The sequence below is a fragment of the Cyanobium sp. Aljojuca 7D2 genome (assembly GCF_024346415.1).
Lineage (GTDB): Bacteria > Cyanobacteriota > Cyanobacteriia > PCC-6307 > Cyanobiaceae > Cyanobium_A.
Genome location: NZ_JAGQCX010000001.1, coordinates 139,551 through 159,343, shown reverse-complemented (window position 1 = coordinate 159,343; position 19,793 = coordinate 139,551). Strand labels below are relative to the sequence as shown.

The following is a 19,793-nucleotide window of genomic DNA, read 5'->3' as shown; positions in this document are numbered from 1 at the left end:
GAGCTTCGGGGACAGTTGGCAGAGCCCAGGGCAGTGGCCAAGATTCAAGGAAGCGATGCATAGCCCGATGCCCCTTCGCCACCGCCTGACGGCAGCCGCCGCCACCGCTGCCCTCAGCGTTGCCGTTGCCGTCCCGGCGGCCCTGGCCTGCTCCCGCGTGACCTGGACTGGCCCTGATCAGCAGGTGATCACCGGCCGTTCGATGGACTGGCCTATTGCTTCAACTCACACTTTTATGTGATCCCCCGCGGCGAGCAGCTCAATGGAGCGGGCGGCGTCAACTCCCTGCAGTGGACCAGCCGCTACGCCTCGGTGGTGGTGAGCGGCAGCACCGAGCCCGGTGGCGGCATCGATGCGGTGTTTGACGGCTAAGCATTCGACACAAAGAACAGTTCATTCCTACGCATTTACGAGGGGCTTCTCATCTTTTTCATGATCTTCTTTATGAAATCCTGATCGTCGGCACTTGTCTCAAAACGGCATTCAATCCGATCAAGTCAAAACTCGACTGATTACTTTTTCATTGCAGATTGGCGCTGCTCTGCCATTGCCAAGCAGCAATGCATCATTAAGAGAGTCAAAGCCAGTGCCTTTGGATACAGACAGGCACCAGGAACTCGTTACATCATCAAATTTAAACGATCTCCAAGCCTCGGGCATCCGCCGGTCACTCCTTGGCCAACCGGACGAGACTCGTGCCTGTTCGAATCTCTTTTCAAGGCCTTTGCCACAGGACAAGCAATGACTACAGGCCATTCCTCAAGACACCTTCTGCAGCTCCATAGATGAACTCAGTTTATCTGCCTCCCAAGATTGCAACCTTAAAACACAGCTCGACACCCTACAGGGGAGAGTGGATTATTTACCAATTCGCGAGCCGTGAATACAAGGCAATTCACGAAGTGCCCCAACAGAACGGAGAGCGCAAGGCAGTTGAAAGCATCTCCCTCAGCTCGATTGCAGAAGCCCAATCATTTTCAGGATACCTCGGTTCTTACGGCTGGCAGCGGGTTTGGGATCTTAAATAAAAGCGTTCAAGCCAAGCACAGTGAAGCTCCACAATGACAATTCCTAGATCCATTCACTCGATGGACATCATGTTTGAAGTGTGAGTTGCCCGGCTACACCGATATAGGCTCTGATGGCCATGCTTTTTCATATTCGCCATGCTCTGCGCTACGTCTATGCGCAACCCGTATTTCTTGAGCCCACCACACTTCGCTTAGCTCCCCGTTACGACCCAGCCCAGCAGCTCCTGCATCACGAGCTGAAGGTGCAGCCCCAACCAAGCGGCAGCTGCCGCGTGCTGGAGGCAGATGGTGGTGAAGCCCTTGTGCTTTGGTTTGACCCCTTGCAGCACGAGCTCAACATCGAGGTGGAGATGGTGGTGCGCACCACGCGCGCGAACCCCTTCGATTGGATCGTGACCCATCCGCCGGCGTTGGTTCTGCCAGCTGCCTATCCGCCTGCCGAGGCGCGATCCCTCCTTGCCTGTCTGGCGATTAGCCAGCCTGTAGCCAATCCGGTGCAGCAGTGGGCAGCGGCACTGGCCTCAGAGGTGGATGGCGCAACCACCGAGTTCCTGATGCATCTGGCCGACACGATCCACCGTGGCTTTCAACACGTGGGACGGCCCGACGGTGAACCGATGGCCCCTGCTGACACGCTCGCGACGGGGACCGGCGCCTGCCGTGACACCGCCATGCTGTTCGTTGCGGCCTGTCGCAGTGTGGGGCTTGCCGCTCGATTCGTCAGCGGCTATTCGATGCACCACCCCGCGGAGGTGAGCGAGCATGAACTGCATGCCTGGGCGGAGGTTTACCTGCCCGGTGCGGGTTGGCGGGGCTATGACCCCAGCCTTGGTTTGGCCGTGGCGGACGGACACGTGGTGCTCACCGCTGCCCCAGATCACCACCTGGCTGCTGCCGTCAGCGGCAGCTACCGCGGCACCGGCGTTGGCTCGTTGATGCGCTACACCGTGGAGGTGCGCACGGCCACAAGCCTGGATGAGCTGCAGGGCCTCGATCGCAACCAGCAACTCCAGCTGCCTCCGGAGGAGCTGTGGCTCAGCGGTGAGCAGCCGTCAGTTGTGTCGTGCTGAACAGATGCAGACTCACGCCAAGTGGTAGTGCTCAGCACAGCCCATGGCGATCCAGGGAGCCCACGCTTGAGACACCGTCTTTGATCGCCATGCCCACGTTCACCATCACGCTTGACAGCGGTGAATCCTTTCCCTGTCCAGACGACGCTTACATCCTCGATGCCGCCGAAGAGCAGGGCATTGATCTCCCCTATTCCTGCCGGGCAGGCGCCTGCAGCACCTGTGCCGGCCAGCTCATCGCGGGCAAGGTTGATCAATCCGATCAGTCCTATCTGGACGACGACCAGATCGAGAAGGGGTTTGCACTCCTCTGCGTCAGCTACCCGCTGAGCGATTGCACGATTCGCGCCAACGCAGAGGAAGACCTGGCGTAGTGCTCATTCCAGGCTGCCATGCAGCACATCCATCACCTGGAGGATGTCGTCTGTGAGCGACTCCTCCAGATTCAGAACAGCGGCAAGATTATTGAGGATGTTGCGCTCATCCACCTGCAGCTCACCATCGGAGCGCATGATTTCGGCCGCCACGGCAAAGGCGGTGCCGCGCTGGCGGGGAGTGAGCGCTGCTGCCGCTTCCACCATCAGATGCTGGGCTCCCTGTGTGCGCAATTGCCCCAACAGGCCATCCAGCAATTGCGCCATCTCCCCATCGCTGTAGTCGCGGAAAGGTAGGCGGTAATCCAAAGCGTGGCGAAGGGAGCGGGCCCCCGCCGCGCTCATCACGCCATCCCAGCAGAGCGCTGCCAAAGCCACCGCCGCAAACCCATCCGCGGCACTGAAGGAGGTTGTCATTGTTGAGGTCTGCAGACGTTGAGAAGTCACCAGTTGCGGAGAAGCAGCCACATGAAATCGGTGACAGTCATTCACTGCACTGCTTCCACTCGCCTGGCTGCTGTGGCCTGTGCGACAGGTTCTTGAAACGTCACGTATTTAAAAAGAAAAAATGACGAATCAGCTAGCTGTGACTTAACACACAGCACGGGGACCAAGTCCGCAACTGCAGTGAATTGCTTTGCTGATTCCGGGTTCAGCCGCCATGGCGCCCTCCATCCTGAGGGCCGGGGCCTGCGCCGTTGCCGATCGGCCTAGGACGAACAGCTGTAGTGCGACACGCCACCGGCGTTGAAGAACTCCCTGGGCTTCAGCCGGTCGTAGGTGGGCGCCAGTTCGGCTGATAGCGCGTCGTAGGGATGGCTAAACACAGCCTGCAACTCCTGGATCAGGGTGGTGTTTCCCAGCTCAGCCTGTTGATAAGCCGGCGCCACCAGCCACTCGCGCCAGGTGATCGCGGGGTTGACCCGTTTCATGGCTGCGGAGGTTTCACTGAGGTTGGCGTTGAGTTGATGCCGCCACCGTTGCAACCAGCTCTCCCACTGCGCCTTGAGCTCCTCGGAGCTGGGCAGGTAGAAGCTCGCTTGTAGGGCTGAGAGCTGCTCGGGAATCTCGGAGAGCCGCCGAAAGAAGATCGTGTAGTCCGCCTTGGAGGCCACCATCAGCTCAAGCAGCTCGTTCACCAGCGCGGCATCGGGGCTGCTCAAGCCCAGCTTCCTGGCCCACATCACCTCGAGCTCCTGATGCATCGCTGCGGCGAAGCCGTCGCGGATCGCATCCAGCCGCTCCAGGGCCTCCGCGTGGTCTGCGAGCAGCAGCCGGATGGCGGCCCAGAACATCTGGAAGTTGGCTTCGGCGGCCACCGGCTGGTTGAAGAAGCAGAAATGCTCGCCGCCACCAGTCCAGGGTTGGAAACGGGGGTCAAACAGTTCGCAGAAGCCAAACGGGCCGTAGTCGAGGGTGTAGCCACCGGCGGCGCAGTTGTCGCTGTTGAAATTGCCCTGGCAGTAGCCAACCCGGATCCAGTTGGCCACCAGAGCGATCAGCCGGGTGCGAAACAAGCCGGCCAGCTCCACCACCTGATCCCTGAACTCCAGGCTCGGATCGATCTCCGGCCGGTAGTTGCGCTCGATCAGATGCGCCACGATCATCCGCAGCTCATTCAGGGCATCCGGATGGGCATCCCTGCGGGCGCGCCGGGCAAACAGCTCGAGCTGGCCCACCCGCAGAAACGAGGGCGCCACCCGGGTGGTGATCGCCACGGGGTTGTCCACCAGGATGTCGGGATCGAACGAGGTGGAGTTCGGCGCATACCAGGGCCGCCGCACCGTTTCGGCCCTCGATGCATAGAGCGTCAGCGAGCGGGAGGTGGGAACCCCCAGGGCATGCATAAATTCCTGGGCCAGAAACTCGCGCACGCTGGAGCGCAGCACCGCCCGTCCATCGGCGCCGCGGCAGTAGGGCGTTGGGCCACCGCCCTTGAGTTGAAGTTCCCAGCGCTTGCCGTTGAACAGGCCTTCAAACACGGAAATGGCCCGGCCATCGCCGTAGCCGTTGCCGGTGCCGAACGGGCACTGCTGGATGTACTCGCTGCCGTAGATCGACAGGGCATAGCCGGTGGCCCAGCCATAAGGGCGCATCGCCCCTGTGGCCACGCTTATATCGCCGGAAAACAGCCGGCGGAACGCCTCGTCGTGAGCCAGCGACTCGCTCAGGCCCAGTTCATCGAACAAGGCTTGGCTGTGCGCCACATACTCCGGCTCTGGTAGCGGCGTGGGCTTCACCGGCACGTAATGACCCGAGAACACCTGGCGGGGGCGGTGATCCTGGCCATCGACGCTCGCCTGGGGATCCGCCTGCAGGGAATCCAGCAGCGAATAGTCGACCCGTTGCGTGAACTCAGCGAAGGTAGTGGTCGGCACGGGGCTCTCAGGTTCTGGGCTTGCCGGGGCCGGGCCCGGTCGCTGATGTCATCATCCCTATGGAACGACTCATTGATGGACCGGCCGACGCCCCGGCCAGCCTGCTGCTCGCCCACGGCGCCGGAGCGCCGATGGACAGCCCCTTCATGGCCGCCATCGCCACCGGGCTGGCCGAGCGAGGCTGGCGGGTGGTGCGCTTCGAGTTTCCTTACATGGCCCAGAGCCGCCTGAGCGGCCAGCGGCGCGCCCCCGATCGGCTCCCCAAACTGCTCGAGGCCTTCCGCTGGCAAGTGGCGCAGGAGACCCACCGGCCCCTGTTCATCGGTGGCAAGTCGCTCGGCGGTCGCGTGGCGAGCCTGCTGGTGGATGAACTGGCTGCAGGAGTCGGCGTGGGCGGGTGCCTTTGCTTCGGCTACCCCTTCCATCCGCCCGGCAAACCCGAGCAGCTCCGCACCGAGCACCTGGAGAGGCTCACCACCCCCACCCTGATCCTGCAGGGCGAGCGCGACAGCTTCGGCAAACGGGCGGAGGTGGAGGGCTATGCCCTCTCAGACGCCATCGCGGTGCAGTGGATCGCCGCCGGCGACCACAGCTTCAAGCCAACCCGCAGCTCAGGCCTCACCGAAGACGGCAACTGGGCTGCCGCGGTGGCATTGGCGGATCGCTTTGGCCAACAGGTGCTGGCGCGGAACTGACAGCCGTCACCAAACGGCCTATCAAGAGCTGTGCGGATCGCGACCGCAACCCCAGCCTCCGCCCCACCATGCAGATCGTGATCCTCGATGGCTACACGGCCAACCCCGGTGATCTGAGCTGGGCTGAACTCGAGGCCCTCGGCCCATGCACCGTGTTTGACCGCACGGAGGCGGAGGCGGTGATCTCCCGCATCGGCGCTGCCGAGATCGTGCTCACCAACAAAACCCCGCTGCCGGCGGATGTGCTCGCCGCGCTGCCCCATCTCAAGCTGATCAGCGTGCTGGGCACGGGCTTCAACGTGGTTGACGTAGCAGCAGCCAAAGATCACGGCATCACCGTGTGCAATGTGCCGGCCTACAGCACGCCTGGGGTGGCGCAGGCCGTGTTCGCCCTGCTGCTGGAACTCACCAACCGCACCGGCCACCACAACCGCACGGTGCACGAAGGGCGCTGGAGTGCCAGTGAGCAGTTCTGCTACTGGGATGGCACCTTGCAGGAGCTCGCCGGCCTCACCCTGGGCATCGTGGGCTTCGGCGAGATCGGCGCGGCGGTGGCCCGCGTGGGCCGGGCCTTCGGGATGCCCATCCTTGCCAACCGGCGCAGTGGCGCGGGCGCTATCGAGGAGGGCGGCGCCTTCGTCGACCTCGATCGGCTGTTTGGCGAGAGTGATGTGGTGAGCCTGCACTGTTCGCTCACCGCCGACACCGCGCATCTGGTGAACGCCACCCGGCTTGCCCAGATGAAGCCGACGGCCTATCTGATCAACACAGCCCGGGGTGGCCTGGTGCAGGAAGCAGATCTGGCGGCTGCCCTCAACGCCGGCCACCTTGCCGGTGCCGGCCTCGACGTGCTCTCCGTGGAACCTCCTCCAGCCGACAATCCGCTGCTCACAGCAAAGCATTGCGTGATCACCCCCCACATCGCCTGGGCCACCCAGGCCGCCCGCCGCAGGCTGATCTCGATCTCGGCGGCCAACATTGCCGCGTTCCTCACCGGCGCGCCGCAACACGTGGTGACCTGATGCCAACCCTCCTCTGCAACGGCACCAGCATGCAACCGGCGTAATCTGCCCCCACTCCCGATCCGCTCGCACCATGCATGCCGTGCCGCTCCACCTTGAGGCCGGCAGCGACGTGCGCCGCAGCCTCGAGCAGCTGGCCCAGCAGCATCAGGCCGGTGGCTTTGTGCTGAGTGTGGTCGGCAACCTCTCCCAGGCGGCCTTCGCCTGCCCCGGCAAAACCGCCCCCACCGTGCTCCAGGGCGAACTCGAAATCATCACCTTGCAGGGCACCCTCTCGCCAGATGGCGTGCACCTGCACCTGAGCTTCTCCGATGCCGAATGCCAGGTGTGGGGGGGCCATCTCGAGCACGGCACCCTGGTGCTGCGCGGCGCCGACCTGCTGGTGGGGTTCCTCACCGAGCCGGCCCAGCAACCAGGCCAGCCCGCCAGCCAGGCGCGCGCCGACACCGGGTTAATCGCCGAACCGCGGGTTGAGATCGCCACGTTGCCGGGCTGTCCCTTCTCGCGGCGGGCCCTGCGCATGTTGCGCACCCTCGGCATTCCTTTCCTGGAAATCGAGCCCACTGCCGAAGGCAGCGTGCCCCAGATCGTCATCGATGGCGTGGCGATCGGCGGCTACGACGCCCTGGCCGAGCTGCACAGCCGCGGAGAACTGGAAGCCCTGCGCAGCCTGTGAGCGCCTGGCCGAGCAGCGGCCAGCTGCAGCTGAGCACCACGGCGGGCTGCGGCCTGGCGATCGCCGGCTATCCCCGCTTCCGCTACGACGCCCGTGGTGGAGGCGGGCTTGGAACCCTGGGTGCACCGGATGCCAGCGGCCGGCAGGCGCTGGTGTTTGCGCCGGCGAGCCTGGTGATTCCGCCGCTCTGCTGGCGCACCACCCGGGTGCTGGGGCTGCCCCTGCCACCAGGGCTGGCCATCCACATCGAGCCCGAGGAGCTGGCGGGCCACTGGGATCCAGCCAGCGCCAGCCTGGAGCTGCGGTTTCGCGCTCGCTTTCACCTCAACCTCGCTGGCCTCTACCAGCCCCCCGCTCTGCAGATCGACACGGTGCTCAGCAGCACGGCGGCCCAGGGCCTGCGCCACCGGGCCAGCGGACAGCCCCTGGACGCGGATGGCCAGGCCTTGCTGGTGGGCGTCGCCACGGTGCCACCCAGCGGAGACCCCTGGCTGGATCGCTTCCTCGGCCTTCCGGATGAAGCGCTTGCCATGCTGCGCTGCAGCGTCGTGCCCGTTCCGTGAGCGAATCCCTGCCCCAACGCCTGGATCGCTGGATCGCCCGAGCTGGTTTCAACTTGGTGATCCCTGTGGTGATCCTGCTGATCCCCTGGCTGCAGGAACTGGTGGATCAGCTGGTGTTTGGTGGGCGCTGGAATCTGCCGATGACGCCGGGTGGCTCATTTCTGGGGGTGTTGACGGCCCCTTTCAGCCACAGCGGTTTCGGCCACCTGCTGGCCAACTCCCTCACCTTTCTGCCCCTCTCCTGGCTGGTGCTGCTGCGCGGTCGCCGCGATTACCTGGCCGTTTGGCTGGGGGTGTACGCCACCGCCATTCCCGTGTGGCTGCTCTGGCCCAACGGCAGCCATGGGCTCTCTGGCGTGGTGTATGGCCTGCTGGGTTACCTGCTGCTGATCGGCTGGCTGGAGAAGCGTCCCCTGTCGCTGGCCCTGTCGGTGCTGGCCCTGGTCACCTACGCCGGGGTGCTGCCAAGCCTGCTGCCAATTTTTTCGCCGCCCGGCGTCAGCTGGATCGGCCACCTCAGTGGTTTCGCCGGCGGCTTGCTCGCGGCTACGGGCGTCGCCCGCGATTGAGCTGCCGCATCTGCCAGGTCACCAACGTGCCCACCGGACTCCAGAGCAGATAGGGCACCAGCAGGCCAGCGGCCAGGGAGCTCAGCGTTGACACCCCCAGGGTGAGGGCAATGCCCCACACCCAGCCGGCAAAGCCGATCGCCGTGCCCGCACCCAGGCTGCGGCTGCGGCAGATCGCCAGGGTGTAGCTCTGCACCAACACCAACTGCACCAGATACGCCACCATCCAGGGTGCGCTCCAGGAGGCCTGCCAGGTGAGCCAGGCTGAAGCCGCGAAGCAGGCGTAGATCAGCAGCCAGATCACCGGGATCCAACCTTCAAACACCAACCACCGGGGCCGGCGTAGCCGAATGAACCAGGCAAAGTCCTGACGACTGGGGTTCAGCACTCCGGCCACCCCCGTCATCACCAGCAGAATCACCAGGGCAGCCACCACGGCGCGCGGCTCGTCAACCCCCACCCTGGCGCGGCACCGGCGGCGCTGCGCTAAGCCAGGACACACCGCACCACACGCCACAGCCATGCAGCCAGCCCGCCAGGTCGATCGGCCCAGCCCAGAAACCATCCTGGCCGCGTCCAGTCCCTGGGTGGCTGTGGTGCTCAACCTGGTGCCCGGCCTGGGCACTGGCTACATCTATCAACGCCGCTGGCGCGCCTACTGGATCACCTCCGCGGTGGCCACGGCCTGGTTTGTAGCCGGCGCCCTGCTGGGCCAAAACGTGGATCCCGGGCTGATGCCCGACCTCGTGCAGCGCAACCAGCTGATCGGTCTGGCCGGCCTGTTGGCGCTGGCGGGCATCACCGCCACCGAAGCGGGCCTGGCAGCCCGCCGGGCTCAGCCCAGCTCCAGGCAGGCCAACCCATAAACGTCGTTGAGGGGCACCGCCGGCAGCACGCCTCGCACCATCCGCAGGCTCTCCCCCACCACGGTGAAGCCAAGCTGCTGCAGGAGCGGAGCAGCCTGGGGATTGGCCCCCGGGGCATCGATCAACACCACACCGGGATGGCGGTCCATCAGGGCCTCCAGCAGGCGTGCCGCCAGGGCTGGCGTGTCGGCCAGCAGGGGGCCAATCCGCCAACCCTCCCCCCGTTGCAGCAGGCAGGGGCGAATCCGCCCGAAGCCATGGCAGGCCCCCGCCGCATCCATCAACGCCAGCACCGTGCCAGCGGGATGGTGCAGCCAGTCGGCCAGGAAATGGGGGCGTGGGCTGGGCTCCCGCACCGCGTCGTAGGCCTGCACGGCCGCATCCGGAATCGCCGGCCCCTCCACCAGGCTGAGCCCCTCCGCCGCGGCGGCCTGGCCCGAGGCATTGCCCTCAACGGGTGCTCGCTCCTCCACGATGCTCTGCCAACGTCGGGTCGGAGAAGCCGCCACAAAGCCCCAGCTGGCGTAATCGGCAATGCGATCCGTTGCCGCCTCGATGCCGATACAGGGGATGCCCTCGAGATGCGCCAGGGCATGGCACCAGAGCTGGCGGCCATAGCCCTGGCCGCGGTACTCGGGCTGCACCAGAAACAGGCCGATGAAGCCGTATTCAGCGTTGTAGCGCACACCGGCGATGCAACCGATAGGACGGCCATCGAGACAGCCCACCCAGAACCCCTGGCGATCGGTATGGCGGTAGATGGCGAAATCCCCGCGGCCCGGCGCGAACTGTTCAGCCCGTGCCCAGGCGGTGACCAGGGGCAGGTCCGCCTTGTTGAGAGCCCGAATCTGCAGCCGTGAAGCGGCCACCCGCCCTCAGACCGAGCCGTAGGCGATCTGACAGCTGGCATTGAGCAGCTGCGCCTGGTCGGCCGTGGTGGGCGGGACGCCGTTGATCAGGCCCTGCTTGCAGTCGCTCGTGACCGTGGCGTAAGGCATGCCGGCCGCAGCAACGGCAAATTGCACCCCGTTGGGGGGCAAAGCCTGAATCGAGCCGTAATCGAGCTGCAGGCTGGTCTGGGGCACAACGATGACGGTGGACTGCTGGTCGGCGGCAGCATCCACGGCACTGGTGATCACGGCGGCTGTGGCCAGACTGGTGACACCCCAGGCCGCTGAACTGGTGCGCCACCAGGGCCAGGCCGCCGGATAGGGCCGATACCAGCCGGTGGACCAGGTGCGGGCAGGCCAGTAGCCCCGCCGCCCCCAGGCCGGATTCCAGGCCGAAACCCCGGGTGCCCGGGTCAGCCCAGCTCCGGGTGCGCCGAAGCCTGCCCCGGGCCGCACCCCGGCGCCGGAGGCGGGTCCGCCGAGGCCGCCGCCGCGCATCGGGCGCGCCAGGGCCGCGTCCAGCCAAGGGGCGGCCGTCAGCAGGCCCAAAACAAGACCTGTCAGTGACGCGGTGGGATGAACCCTGGCCATGGAGATCTCGATCGCTAAGCGATGTCTAGCCAATGGATTGGGCCCTGGCGGGAAGAAACCACAGAACGGTGTGCATCGGCACAGAAGCTGCGCTCGCACTGCCGCAGGGTCGGGTCGTTCAGAAGGACACCTGGGCCATGGAAACCTGCCTCTACCGAAATTGCAGCGCCCAACTGGTGATCCTGCGCTGTATCGGTGCTGAGGCCTACTTTCTCGAGAAGGTGATTTTTCCCTTTGAAGACTGGTGTTTCCAGGCGCCCGGCGATGCCGATGTGGAGCTCTGGACCCACGGTCTCGGGGGGGCGGAATTGCTGGAGCGCTTTGATGCCCGAACGTTGGTTCAGCAGGTCAACCAGCCTGCCGATACAGCAGCCGTCGCTGCCTGAGCAACGCCAACTTCAAACGAACCAGGAAACAACAAAGGAACCGAACCAAAGCCTCAGTTGTATTCCCCCGGTATGTCCTGCTTGGTCACGGTGACCCGGCCCACCTTCTGGCCCGATATCCGCAGCAATTCGTCCCCAGAAAACTCATAGCCCAGACCTGCACCGATCTGGGCCACGTCGTCGGCCGTTGCAGCGGCTTTGACCGCCTCTCTCAGGGCCGCGTCATCTTGAACCTTGGCCAGAAAGGCCTTCAACTCAGCGAGGGACATGGCAGGTCGTCGGCGAGGAGGCTCAGCAGATCGGTGGCATCCTGATCCACCAGCACCAAGCGCTGCAGCACGAGCTGCCGATCCAAAGCTGTCAGTTCACCATCGGCCTGCCACTTAAGGCAGGTGCGTCCCAAACAGGTCATGCCCCCTCCTTTGGTGTGTGTGTCGTTCTGTCTTCCATCGTCATCCCGGCGGAGCAGGCTGTCTGCCCCCATCAGGGGGTGATTGCGGTGCACCATGCGGCGCACGAAACCCCAGGCTGCAGACAGCGCTCGACGCTGCTCACAATGGTGGATCTGTGTGTCTCCATGCCATGGCCATCGATCGCGAACGCCAGTTGGATCTGCTTCAGATCGTCTGCTGCGTGGCCTGGGTGGACGGAGATGTCTCGGCAGAGGAAAAACGCCTGCTCGAACAGGTGGTGGCGCGCTACTTCTCATCTGAAAACGGCGCCGATGCCAGCGAGGAAGCGGCTCGTCTGTTGGCAGCCTGGACCGTGGATGGGGCGCTGCTGGACGAGCTGATGGCGCGGCTGACCGTGGCCGAGGACCGGCTTCTGGCCCTGAAACTCGCCTACATGATGGCCAGGGTGAGCCAACGCCCAGATGACAGCGCCGCGATCAATCCCAAGGAAAAAGCGCTTTACCGCCAGCTGGTGGAAGGACTCCGCCTCACCGAGGCCGAGGTTCAGGAAGCGGAGTGGGCTGCTGAGCAGGAGTTGTCGAGCGGCAAAGGGATCTGGGCCCTGCTGGGGGCGGCATTCTCAGGGCTGGGCGCTTGGCCCAGCCATGAGATGCTCGAAACCCCCGGGATGCAGTGGCTCTAGATGCAGTGGCTCTGAGCGAGGGGTGCGAAACCTGGTCTCAGCCCAGGCCGATTTGGCGGAGGATGCCCTGGCCGGTGAGCAGCTCGGTCGCGAGGCCGATCACAAAACCCAGCATGGCCATGCGGCCATTCCAGGTTTCAGCAAAGGCGACGAAGCCATAGCGGGGGGAGGAATCAGTCATGATTGAAAGTCTGTTACGAAACTTCGCGTCAACGTAACGGGGGGTGGGGCTCCCGGATGTATTTCCGGATGCCAATCGGCGCATCTGCCGCACGTTCGCACTGTTACGAAAGACTGAGGTCTGGTCACTCCAGGATCAACGGAGCAAACTTCTGCGAAGCCGCACCGCTCCACCATGTCTGTTGGAACCGTGTTTCTCGAAGCCCTCAGCACCGGGGTCATCGCCCCAGCCGAACTGAGCTGGCTCACCCAGCACCAGGACGACTTCAACCGGGTCGAAGAAGCCACCGCCTTGCGCCTGGGTCGCCTGCTCGACCAGGGCGTCATCCAGCTGGGCTGCCGCCTGCCCCGGCCCTGAGGCCCAGCTCCAGCGCCTCCAGCAACGCCGGCCCGTAGCGATCCAGCTTCGCCTGGCCGATGCCGCTGATCTCGGCCAGGGCCTGGAGCGATCTGGGCTGGCGGGCCACCACCTCCACCAGGGTGCGGTCGTGGAACACCACATAGGGCGGCAGCCCCTGGCTACGGGCCTGCTCCCGTCGCCAGTCCTTGAGCGCCTGCAGCAACGGAGCGTCGTCGGGGCTGAGCTCCGCAGGAAGGGGTGCCGTGCCAGCAGACGGCTGGCGTCGCCGCTCCCGCTTGGGGGGCGGCAGGCGCAGCAGCAGCTGTTGCTCGCCCCGCAGCAGAGGCTTCACCAGCGCATCAGCGCCAAACCCCAGGGCGCCATAGCGCTCGGGGTCCGCATGCAGCAGGCCGCGGGCGACCAGTTGCCGAAACAGGCTGCGCCACTGGCCCCGGTCGAGTTCCTGGCCGATGCCATACACACTCAGATCCTGGTGGCCGAGCTCACGCACCCGGGCGGTGTCCGCCCCCAGCAGCACATCCACCAGATGGGCCGCCCCGAAGCGACTGCCGCAGCGATACACCGCTGAAAGGGCTTTGCGGGCCGGCTCGGTCACATCCACCGCCGTGTCCGGCTCCAGGCAGAGATCGCAGTTGCCGCAGGGTTGGTCCAGCTCCTCAGCGAAGTGGGCCAGCAACACCTGACGGCGGCAGCCGCTGGCCTCCGTGAAGGTGATCAGGGCATCGAGTTTGCCGTGCTCAATCCGCTTCTGAACGGGCTCGGCGTCGGAGTCGTCGATGAACCGGCGCAGCTGGGGCACATCCCCGGCTCCGTGCACCATCCAGGCAAGCGCCGGCAGACCATCGCGGCCTGCCCGGCCCGTCTCCTGGTAGTAGGCCTCCAGGCTCTTGGGCAGATCCACGTGGGCCACAAAGCGCACATCGGGCTTGTCGATGCCCATGCCGAAAGCGATCGTGGCCACCACGACCACGCCGCTCTCCCGCCGAAAGCGCTCCAGGGCAGCGCTGCGCAGGGCCGCATCCAAACCGGCGTGGTAGGCCACAGCGTCGTACCCGGCGGCCTGCAGGTCGCGGCTGAAACGGTCCACCCGGCTGCGGGAGCGGGCATACACAATCCCCGCCTCACCGCGGTGGTCGGCCAGCAGCTCAAGCAGCTGACGGCGGGCATCGTCCTTGTCGCGCAGCACATAGCGGATGTTGGGCCGATCGAAGCTGGCCAGAAACACCCGGCCCTGCTCCAGTTGCAGCCTGGTGCGGATCTCTTCGCGGGTGCGGGGATCCGCGGTGGCGGTGAGGGCCAGCCGCGGCACATCGCCAAAGCGCTGGGCCAACACCGCCAGCTGCAGATAGTCGGGGCGGAAATCGTGGCCCCACTGGGAGACGCAGTGGGCCTCATCAATGGCAAACAGGGCGATCGGCAGGGTCGCCAAACGATCCAGGGTGCCCGGGGCCAACAGACGCTCGGGGGAGAGGTAGAGCAAGTCGAGCGCTCCGGTGCGCAGAGCGCTCCAGGTGGAAGCGCTCTCTTCAGCGGAGCAGCTCGAATGCAGCGCCGCCGCCCGCACCCCGGCCTGGCGCAAGCCTTCCACCTGGTCCTGCATCAGGGCAATCAGGGGCGAGATCACCACGCCGATGCCGGGGCGGCAGAGGGCGGGGATCTGATAGCAGAGCGATTTACCGCCGCCCGTGGGCATCAGCACCAGCGCCGAGCCGCCCGCCACCACGTGCTCGACGATCTCCTGCTGGGGGCCCCGGAAGGCGCCATAGCCGAACACCTCCTGCAGCACCTGCGCGGGAGAGGGCAGGCCCGCCATCGCAGCGGGTGGCATCGCGGCGGGCCGGCTCAGGCCTTGGCGAAGCGCATCGCCGCGGGCTGTCCCCACGCACCGCTGGCCCGATAACCGCGGGGGTTGGCACAGAGATGGCGCAGGATCCAAAAGAGGGGCTCAGGGCTTTCGGCGCCCAGGGCCTGCTGCAGCTCCTGCAGGCTGCGCTCCTGGCCATCCGCCAGCAGCGCCTCAAGCCGCCCCTGCAACGCCAGGATCTCGGCAGCCGCCTTCTTGCCGGCCTCGACGCCGGGCTGGTCGTAGGCGTTGATGTTCACCAGTTCGGCATAGAGGCCAACGGCGCGCTCAAACAGGGCGATCAGGGCGCCGAGGGTGGTGGCATCAAAGCGGCGCAGGGTGATCGAGAGGCTCTGGCGGCCGCCCTCCATCAGGGCAGAGCGGGTGCCCTGCAGGAAGCCATCGAGGAAATCGCCGGGGATCTCATCGCCGATCGGGGGGATATCACTGGGTTCCTCCAGGGCCTCGATGAAGGTGACAAAGAAGTTGTCGATGCCATCGCGCAACTGCTGCACATAGGCGTGCTGGTCGGTGGAGCCCTTGTTGCCATACACCGCGATGCCCTGGTGCACCACCTCGCCATTGCGGTCGTGCTTCTTGCCCAGGCTTTCCATCACCAGCTGCTGCAGGTAGCGGCTGAACACCTCCAGGCGATCGCGGTAGGGGAGCACGACCATGTCGCGCTGGCCCCGGCCGTGACCAGCCACATACCAGGAGGCCGCCATCAGGGCCGCCGGGTTGCGACGCAGGTCGGCCAGCCGGGTGAGCGCATCCATCCTGGAGGCCCCAGACAGAAAACCGGTGATGTCGGCAGCGATCAGAGCCGCGGGCAACAGCCCCACCGCACTGGTGATGCTGGTGCGTCCGCCCACCCAATCGAACATGTCGAAACGGCGGAGCCACTGGCCCGCAACCGCCAGCTGATCAAGCTTGCTGCCCAGCATCGTGACGGCCACCGCCTGGCCGGACCACTGGCCACCGCGGGCCTCCAACCGGGCCTGGGCCTGCTCCATGCCGATGTGGGGCTCCGGCGTGCCGCCCGACTTGCTCACCACCACCACCAATGTGGTGGCCAGCCGAGTGTCGAGGGCCGCCAGGGTGCGGCTCATGCCATTTGGATCGACGTTGTCGAAGAAATGGAAGGGGAGCCCCTGACCCGCGTCCTGCAGGGCACGCACCATCAACAGCGGTCCCAGCCCAGAACCACCGATGCCGATCCAGAGCACGTCGGTGAAGGGCTGGCCGTTGGGAGCATTGAGGCTGCCGTTCAGCACCGCCTGGCCGAAGGCTGCGATCCGTTCCACCTCCGCGTCGATGTGGGCGGCAATGGCGGGTTCCGGAGCCAGGCTGGGCGTGCGCAACCAGTAATGACCCACCTGACGCTGTTCATCAGGGTTGGCGATCGCCCCGGCCTCGAGGGCTGCCATGGCCGCGAAAGCCTGTTCGAAGCGAGGAGCCAGGCCGTCGAGGTCGCCCTGGCCGATCGCCATGCGGCTCACATCCAGCCAGATGCCGAGATCCTCCTCGTACCAGAGCAGCTCGCAGAAGCGCTGCCACTGGGATTCAGCACTGGAGCCATCGAAATTGGCAAGCATGGGCTTGCGGCTCAGGCCGCTCACGTCGACAGAACTTAGGCCTGAACCCTGCCCAGCACCAGCGCAGGTGCAGGGGCCGGACGACAGACCGTTCCCTGGCCCAAGGAAAACCCAGACAATTCCTTAAGATCGTCTTGGCAATTCATCTTTTGTGTGTCGAACCGTTTCAGCAACCGGAGCTGGCTTGCCTGGGGCACGCGCCTGGTTTGGGTTCGGCGCCTCACTGGGCTGACGGCAGCCCTGCTGGCCGTGGGCGCCCTGCCGTTCACCGGTGCGCCCAGCACGCCCCTGCTGCTGCTTGATCCTGGTCTGAGCGGCAGCATCAGCACCGCCAAAGGCGCAGGCGAACAGGTCGACCCCCTGCCGTTCTCGGCAGCCGAGCTGAGCGAACTCAAGCGGCGCTTTGGCGTGCACGGGCCCCAGCCACGGCTGGCCCAGCTTTTCACCAGCGGCATCGACCAACTCGAGCCCCTGCGCTCCCACACCCTTGGGCGCATCGCCGATCTGAGGCCAGTGATCCTGGCCGAAAGCCAACGCCAACGCGTGAATCCGATGCTGGTGGCGGCGATTCTCTTCGACGAAATGCGCCACGCCAAGCCCGGCGAAGATCTGCCCTTGGCAGCCCACTCCGGGTTGTTCAGCACCCATGGCCCGGCCCAGCTCGGCCTGGGTGAAATGGTGCACCAGGGTCTGCTGAAGCCCGATGCCTCCGATGCCGAGATCAGCCAGGCCCGGGACGCCTTGCTCGACCCTGAGCAAAACGTGGTGCTGCTGGTGGGCAAATTCGCTCGCCTGAGCCGGGAGTTGAAGTTGCCGAACCGCCCGCTGCAGGCCAGCAAGAGCCAACGGGATGCCAAAGCGCTGGCCACCCTGGCCTACCTGCACAACGGCAAGCTCGACTACCCCCGCCGCATCCTGCGCACCATGCAGGATGCCGAGCTGCACGCCCTGATCTACTCCAGGCGCAAAGCGCAGCCTTCACCCCTGATCTGATCGGCCAGAACACAGCATTCCCAGGTTCTGGAGGCGCTGTTGCAAGGCTGACCACTGAAAACTGCGGGGATCGGCCCGCTCGCCGCCCAGATCCACGGCCCGATGGGTGGTGATGTGCTCGGCCGGGATCCCGTAGCGCTGCATCCAGCCGGCCAGCAGGGCCGCCAAGGCGTCGTACTGGGCCGCGGAATAGCCGCTGTGGGTGGGATTCTGGTCTTCGCCATCGAGGGGCGTTTCCAGGCTGACGTGCAAGGCGAAGTTGTTGACGGAGCCGCTCGCCTTGGCGTTGGTCACCACCCAGAGGCCATTGAAGGCTGAGTTGCCGGCACCAAAGGCGCGCTTGGCGGGATCCAGCACCTGCACCACCGAGCCATCGCCACCAATGAGGGAGTGGTAGCTCACCTGATCTTGGTCACGCGGATGGGGGGTGAGGAAGGTGTTGATCGCCGAGCCGATCCCGTACACCGTCTCGTGCAGCACCACCAACTGGGGAGTGGGGTCGATGGGGTTGCCATAGGCATCCCGGATGAACCGCTCGCCGTAGTTGGTGGGGTGGATCTGGACCCGGGCCGGCGAGGTCTGCACCTCGCTCACCAGGGCTTGCAGCCGGGTGCGTTGGGCGGGATTGGTGATCGTGCAACTGCTCCGCAGGGGCGATTGCCAGCTGGCCTGTCTCGGCGGGCCCGGGGCCGCACGCCGGCCCGGCTCCGGAGCCGCGGGCGGCTGATTCACCTCCTCCAGCAGCTGCAGCAGGCTGGGGCGCTTGCGCCCGCCGCTAGGTTCTGCCGACAACTCCCGGGCCAACCAGCCCACTCCGCCCAGGGCGACCATGGCGCCTGCGGCCAGGGCAAACCACAGGGGGCGTGGGGAGGCGGTCATGGCGCTTCCAGGCTCAGCCACCGCTGGCGCTGGGGTGCCGTCGCCTCGCCGGATGCGGGGTCCAGATCCAGAGTCCACCGCTCCACGGCTGGCGCCTCGGGCGAGAGGGTGGTGGTGCGCACCCGTCCGTCGCGGCAAAACAGCAACGCATGGCCACTGAGAGGACGCTCCGGCCGCAGCAGATCCACGATGTCGTCGACGTTGCGCACACGCACGCCATCGAGGGCGAGCCATTCATCGCCAACGGCCAGGCCCGCCCGCTCGGCCGGCCCATCGCGGTCAACCCGCTGCAGCATCAGCCCAGCGGCCCCCGGCTCCAGCCGGCAGCCCAACTCCTGGCTGCGGGCCAGCTGGGGTTCCAGCCGCAGGCCCACATCCGCCAGATAGGCCTGCAGCGGTGGGTCGTCGCAACTGTTGAGCCACTGCGGCAGCAGCACGGCCAGATCGGCAGCATGGCGGGCAAAAGCATCGATCAGATCCGCCTCCCGGTAACCCCGGCCCCCAGCCCCATGGCTGGCCCACAACTCGCGCAGCACCTGGGGCAGGCAGGCTCCAACGCGACGCAGGTGCAGATCCAGCACCAGGGCCAGCACCGCTCCCTTGAGGTAGTAGCTGATCTGGCTGTTCGGCGAATAGGCATCGGGCCGATAGAGCTTCACCCAGGCCTCCTCGCTGCTGGAGCACAGGCTCTGCACCCGCCGGCCAGGGCTGAGCAGGTAACGGCTCAGGTCGGAGCCCAGATCCTCGAGCACCTCCGTCTCGGTGCTGCACCCGGCGCTGTGGGGCAGCAGCTGATCGACATAGCTGGTCACGCCCTCGGCGAACCAGAGCGTGGGGACCACCACCGCCTGGTCGTAGCGATAGGGCGTGAGCTCGGCGGGGCGTAACCGCCGCACGTTCCACTGATGCAGGTATTCGTGGGCGGCGAGCTGCAGCAACTTGCGGCGCCCCTCCGGTCGGCCCAAAGACCGCCGACCAAACTGCAACACCGTGCTGAGATCGTGCTCCAGCCCGCCATAGCCGCTGTCGGTGAGGTGCAGCACAAACAGGTAGTGCTCCGCCGCCGGCCGCTCCACCCCCATCAGGCGGCAACAGGCCAGGCAGACCTGCTCGAGATCCTTGAGCCAGAGCGGATCGGCATCTACGGGATCACGTCCTTGCAGATCGGCGCCCCAGCTCACCCAGCGGTGGGGCACACCGGCAACGCTGAAGGCATGGGCGCGGTGGGGCCCAGCCTCGATCGGCGTGTCCAGCAGCTGATCGAAGTCGCGGGCCAGCCAGCCTCCCTCGGCCTGAGGCAGGGGCACGAAAGCCTGCCACCCAGGCGGTAGCTGCAGCTGCAGGCGGTGGGGCGACCAGCGCTCCCCCTCCAGCTCCAGGGCCACCGCCGCCAGGGCCAGAAAGCCATGGTCGCCGTCGAGGTGGCAGGTGCGCACCGTGAGCTCGGTGGCCAGCACCGCGTAGTGGATCTCCAGGGGCTCGAGGCTGGGCAGCTCGAGCTGCCAACGGCTTGGGGTGAGGCGACGGGGCTCGAGGGTCCGGCCCCCCTGCCTGACTGTCAGCCCCTCAAGCTGGCGGACGTAGTCGCGGATCAGGTAGGAGCCCGGGGTCCAGGCCGGCAGAGCCAGGCGCAGGCAGGAACGGCTCGGGGTGTGGCTGAGGCGCACCCGCACCAGGTGCTGGTGGCAGGCCGTGAGATCCAGGTGAAACGCGGGCACGGGCTCTGGCACAAGCAG

General features: G+C 65.9%; 27 protein-coding genes. 15 read left to right on the top strand and 12 right to left on the bottom strand.

All coding sequences use genetic code 11. The features are described 5' to 3' along the window. Positions 1-67 precede the first annotated feature (67 nt). From KBY57_RS00890 to KBY57_RS00870, 5 genes are all read left to right on the top strand, one after another. Positions 68-241, top strand: coding sequence for a hypothetical protein (locus tag KBY57_RS00890; RefSeq protein WP_254994011.1), 174 nt, complete (start codon positions 68-70; stop codon positions 239-241). Then, positions 238-372: a hypothetical protein gene (locus KBY57_RS00885; protein ID WP_254994010.1), complete on the top strand. Its 135-nt coding sequence runs from the start codon at positions 238-240 to the stop codon at positions 370-372. The genes KBY57_RS00890 and KBY57_RS00885 overlap by 4 nt, the downstream gene beginning before the upstream one ends. A 413-nt stretch (positions 373-785) precedes the next feature. After that, positions 786-1,028, top strand: coding sequence for a hypothetical protein (locus KBY57_RS00880; RefSeq protein WP_254994009.1), 243 nt, complete (start codon positions 786-788; stop codon positions 1,026-1,028). A 113-nt stretch (positions 1,029-1,141) separates the two neighbouring features. Next, positions 1,142-2,101, top strand: a complete 960-nt coding sequence (locus tag KBY57_RS00875) for a transglutaminase family protein (RefSeq protein WP_254994008.1) — start codon at positions 1,142-1,144, stop codon at positions 2,099-2,101. Between the two features lie 89 nt (positions 2,102-2,190). Beyond that, the gene (locus KBY57_RS00870) at positions 2,191-2,475 is read left to right on the top strand and encodes a 2Fe-2S iron-sulfur cluster-binding protein (RefSeq protein ID WP_254994007.1); all 285 of its coding nucleotides are present in this window, start codon (positions 2,191-2,193) and stop codon (positions 2,473-2,475) included. A 3-nt stretch (positions 2,476-2,478) separates the two neighbouring features. Here the strand turns inward: KBY57_RS00870 and KBY57_RS00865 are convergent, their stop codons facing one another. Together KBY57_RS00865 and KBY57_RS00860 are read right to left on the bottom strand one after the other, a co-directional pair. Further along, the gene (locus KBY57_RS00865; protein ID WP_254994006.1) at positions 2,479-2,892 is read right to left on the bottom strand and encodes a tellurite resistance TerB family protein; all 414 of its coding nucleotides are present in this window, start codon (positions 2,890-2,892) and stop codon (positions 2,479-2,481) included. A 293-nt stretch (positions 2,893-3,185) separates the two neighbouring features. Continuing rightward, on the bottom strand, positions 3,186-4,853 hold the full coding sequence (locus KBY57_RS00860; RefSeq protein WP_254994005.1) for a protein adenylyltransferase SelO: 1,668 nt from the start codon (positions 4,851-4,853) through the stop codon (positions 3,186-3,188). A gap of 59 nt (positions 4,854-4,912) precedes the next feature. Between KBY57_RS00860 and KBY57_RS00855 the strand changes: the two genes are divergently transcribed. The 5 genes from KBY57_RS00855 to KBY57_RS00835 all read left to right on the top strand — a co-directional run bounded on the left by KBY57_RS00855 (position 4,913) and on the right by KBY57_RS00835 (position 8,378). After that, the gene (locus tag KBY57_RS00855; protein WP_254994003.1) at positions 4,913-5,548 is read left to right on the top strand and encodes an alpha/beta family hydrolase; all 636 of its coding nucleotides are present in this window, start codon (positions 4,913-4,915) and stop codon (positions 5,546-5,548) included. Positions 5,549-5,616: 68 nt separating this feature from the next. Beyond that, complete coding sequence (locus KBY57_RS00850) at positions 5,617-6,570, top strand: D-2-hydroxyacid dehydrogenase (protein WP_254994002.1); 954 nt, start codon at positions 5,617-5,619, stop codon at positions 6,568-6,570. A 73-nt stretch (positions 6,571-6,643) separates the two neighbouring features. Then, complete coding sequence (locus KBY57_RS00845) at positions 6,644-7,246, top strand: PCC domain-containing protein (RefSeq protein ID WP_254994001.1); 603 nt, start codon at positions 6,644-6,646, stop codon at positions 7,244-7,246. Then, positions 7,243-7,809 (top strand): hypothetical protein, encoded by a 567-nt coding sequence (locus KBY57_RS00840; RefSeq protein ID WP_254994000.1) that lies wholly within the window; start codon positions 7,243-7,245, stop codon positions 7,807-7,809. Before KBY57_RS00845 ends, KBY57_RS00840 begins: the two co-directional genes overlap by 4 nt. Continuing rightward, positions 7,806-8,378: a rhomboid family intramembrane serine protease gene (locus KBY57_RS00835; RefSeq protein WP_233128578.1), complete on the top strand. Its 573-nt coding sequence runs from the start codon at positions 7,806-7,808 to the stop codon at positions 8,376-8,378. Before KBY57_RS00840 ends, KBY57_RS00835 begins: the two co-directional genes overlap by 4 nt. Here the strand turns inward: KBY57_RS00835 and KBY57_RS00830 are convergent. Then, positions 8,356-8,814, bottom strand: coding sequence for a TspO/MBR family protein (locus KBY57_RS00830; RefSeq protein WP_254993999.1), 459 nt, complete (start codon positions 8,812-8,814; stop codon positions 8,356-8,358). The genes KBY57_RS00835 and KBY57_RS00830 overlap by 23 nt on opposite strands. Before the next feature lie 85 nt (positions 8,815-8,899). On the opposite strand from KBY57_RS00830, the gene KBY57_RS00825 reads away from it, so the two are divergent. After that, on the top strand, positions 8,900-9,244 hold the full coding sequence (locus KBY57_RS00825; protein WP_254993998.1) for a hypothetical protein: 345 nt from the start codon (positions 8,900-8,902) through the stop codon (positions 9,242-9,244). Here the strand turns inward: KBY57_RS00825 and KBY57_RS00820 are convergent. Together KBY57_RS00820 and KBY57_RS00815 are read right to left on the bottom strand one after the other, a co-directional pair. Continuing rightward, a complete protein-coding gene (locus tag KBY57_RS00820) occupies positions 9,214-10,113 on the bottom strand; it encodes a GNAT family N-acetyltransferase (protein ID WP_254993997.1) in 900 nt (299 codons plus the stop codon). The genes KBY57_RS00825 and KBY57_RS00820 overlap by 31 nt on opposite strands. Before the next feature lie 6 nt (positions 10,114-10,119). Further along, positions 10,120-10,683 carry a hypothetical protein gene (locus KBY57_RS00815; protein WP_254993996.1) on the bottom strand — a complete coding sequence of 188 codons (564 nt, stop codon included), beginning with the start codon at positions 10,681-10,683 and terminating at the stop codon, positions 10,120-10,122. Positions 10,684-10,862: 179 nt separating this feature from the next. Between KBY57_RS00815 and KBY57_RS00810 the strand changes: the two genes are divergently transcribed. Beyond that, positions 10,863-11,111, top strand: a complete 249-nt coding sequence (locus KBY57_RS00810; protein WP_254993995.1) for a DUF1830 domain-containing protein — start codon at positions 10,863-10,865, stop codon at positions 11,109-11,111. A gap of 53 nt (positions 11,112-11,164) precedes the next feature. Here KBY57_RS00810 and KBY57_RS00805 read toward each other — a convergent pair whose 3' ends face one another. Next, entirely contained in the window at positions 11,165-11,380 is a 216-nt protein-coding gene (locus KBY57_RS00805; RefSeq protein WP_254993994.1) for a Nif11-like leader peptide family natural product precursor, read from the bottom strand. Further along, the gene (locus tag KBY57_RS00800; RefSeq protein WP_254993993.1) at positions 11,362-11,619 is read right to left on the bottom strand and encodes a hypothetical protein; all 258 of its coding nucleotides are present in this window, start codon (positions 11,617-11,619) and stop codon (positions 11,362-11,364) included. Before KBY57_RS00800 ends, KBY57_RS00805 begins: the two co-directional genes overlap by 19 nt. 74 nt (positions 11,620-11,693) lie before the next feature. On the opposite strand from KBY57_RS00800, the gene KBY57_RS00795 reads away from it, so the two are divergent. Continuing rightward, positions 11,694-12,206, top strand: coding sequence for a TerB family tellurite resistance protein (locus KBY57_RS00795; RefSeq protein ID WP_254993992.1), 513 nt, complete (start codon positions 11,694-11,696; stop codon positions 12,204-12,206). Positions 12,207-12,243: 37 nt separating this feature from the next. Here KBY57_RS00795 and KBY57_RS00790 read toward each other — a convergent pair whose 3' ends face one another. Beyond that, a complete protein-coding gene (locus tag KBY57_RS00790) occupies positions 12,244-12,387 on the bottom strand; it encodes a high light inducible protein (protein WP_094560323.1) in 144 nt (47 codons plus the stop codon). 174 nt (positions 12,388-12,561) lie between these two features. Here KBY57_RS00790 and KBY57_RS00785 point away from each other — a divergent pair, with 174 nt between their 5' ends. Continuing rightward, positions 12,562-12,744, top strand: coding sequence for a hypothetical protein (locus KBY57_RS00785; RefSeq protein WP_094560321.1), 183 nt, complete (start codon positions 12,562-12,564; stop codon positions 12,742-12,744). On the opposite strand, the gene recQ is transcribed toward KBY57_RS00785, so the two are convergent. Beyond that, positions 12,710-14,575 carry a DNA helicase RecQ gene (gene recQ / locus KBY57_RS00780; RefSeq protein WP_254993990.1) on the bottom strand — a complete coding sequence of 622 codons (1,866 nt, stop codon included), beginning with the start codon at positions 14,573-14,575 and terminating at the stop codon, positions 12,710-12,712. The two genes, KBY57_RS00785 and recQ, sit on opposite strands and share 35 nt — an antisense overlap. 14 nt (positions 14,576-14,589) lie before the next feature. Then, positions 14,590-16,185, bottom strand: a complete 1,596-nt coding sequence (locus tag KBY57_RS00775; protein WP_254994248.1) for a glucose-6-phosphate isomerase — start codon at positions 16,183-16,185, stop codon at positions 14,590-14,592. A gap of 294 nt (positions 16,186-16,479) precedes the next feature. Between KBY57_RS00775 and KBY57_RS00770 the strand changes: the two genes are divergently transcribed. After that, positions 16,480-17,178: a helicase DnaB gene (locus tag KBY57_RS00770; RefSeq protein WP_254994247.1), complete on the top strand. Its 699-nt coding sequence runs from the start codon at positions 16,480-16,482 to the stop codon at positions 17,176-17,178. Here KBY57_RS00770 and KBY57_RS00765 read toward each other — a convergent pair. Together KBY57_RS00765 and KBY57_RS00760 are read right to left on the bottom strand one after the other, a co-directional pair. Further along, positions 17,164-18,057 (bottom strand): N-acetylmuramoyl-L-alanine amidase, encoded by an 894-nt coding sequence (locus KBY57_RS00765; RefSeq protein WP_254993989.1) that lies wholly within the window; start codon positions 18,055-18,057, stop codon positions 17,164-17,166. The genes KBY57_RS00770 and KBY57_RS00765 overlap by 15 nt on opposite strands. After that, positions 18,054-19,775, bottom strand: a complete 1,722-nt coding sequence (locus KBY57_RS00760) for a M61 family metallopeptidase (protein WP_254993988.1) — start codon at positions 19,773-19,775, stop codon at positions 18,054-18,056. The genes KBY57_RS00765 and KBY57_RS00760 overlap by 4 nt, the downstream gene beginning before the upstream one ends. Between the last annotated feature and the right edge of the window lie 18 nt (positions 19,776-19,793).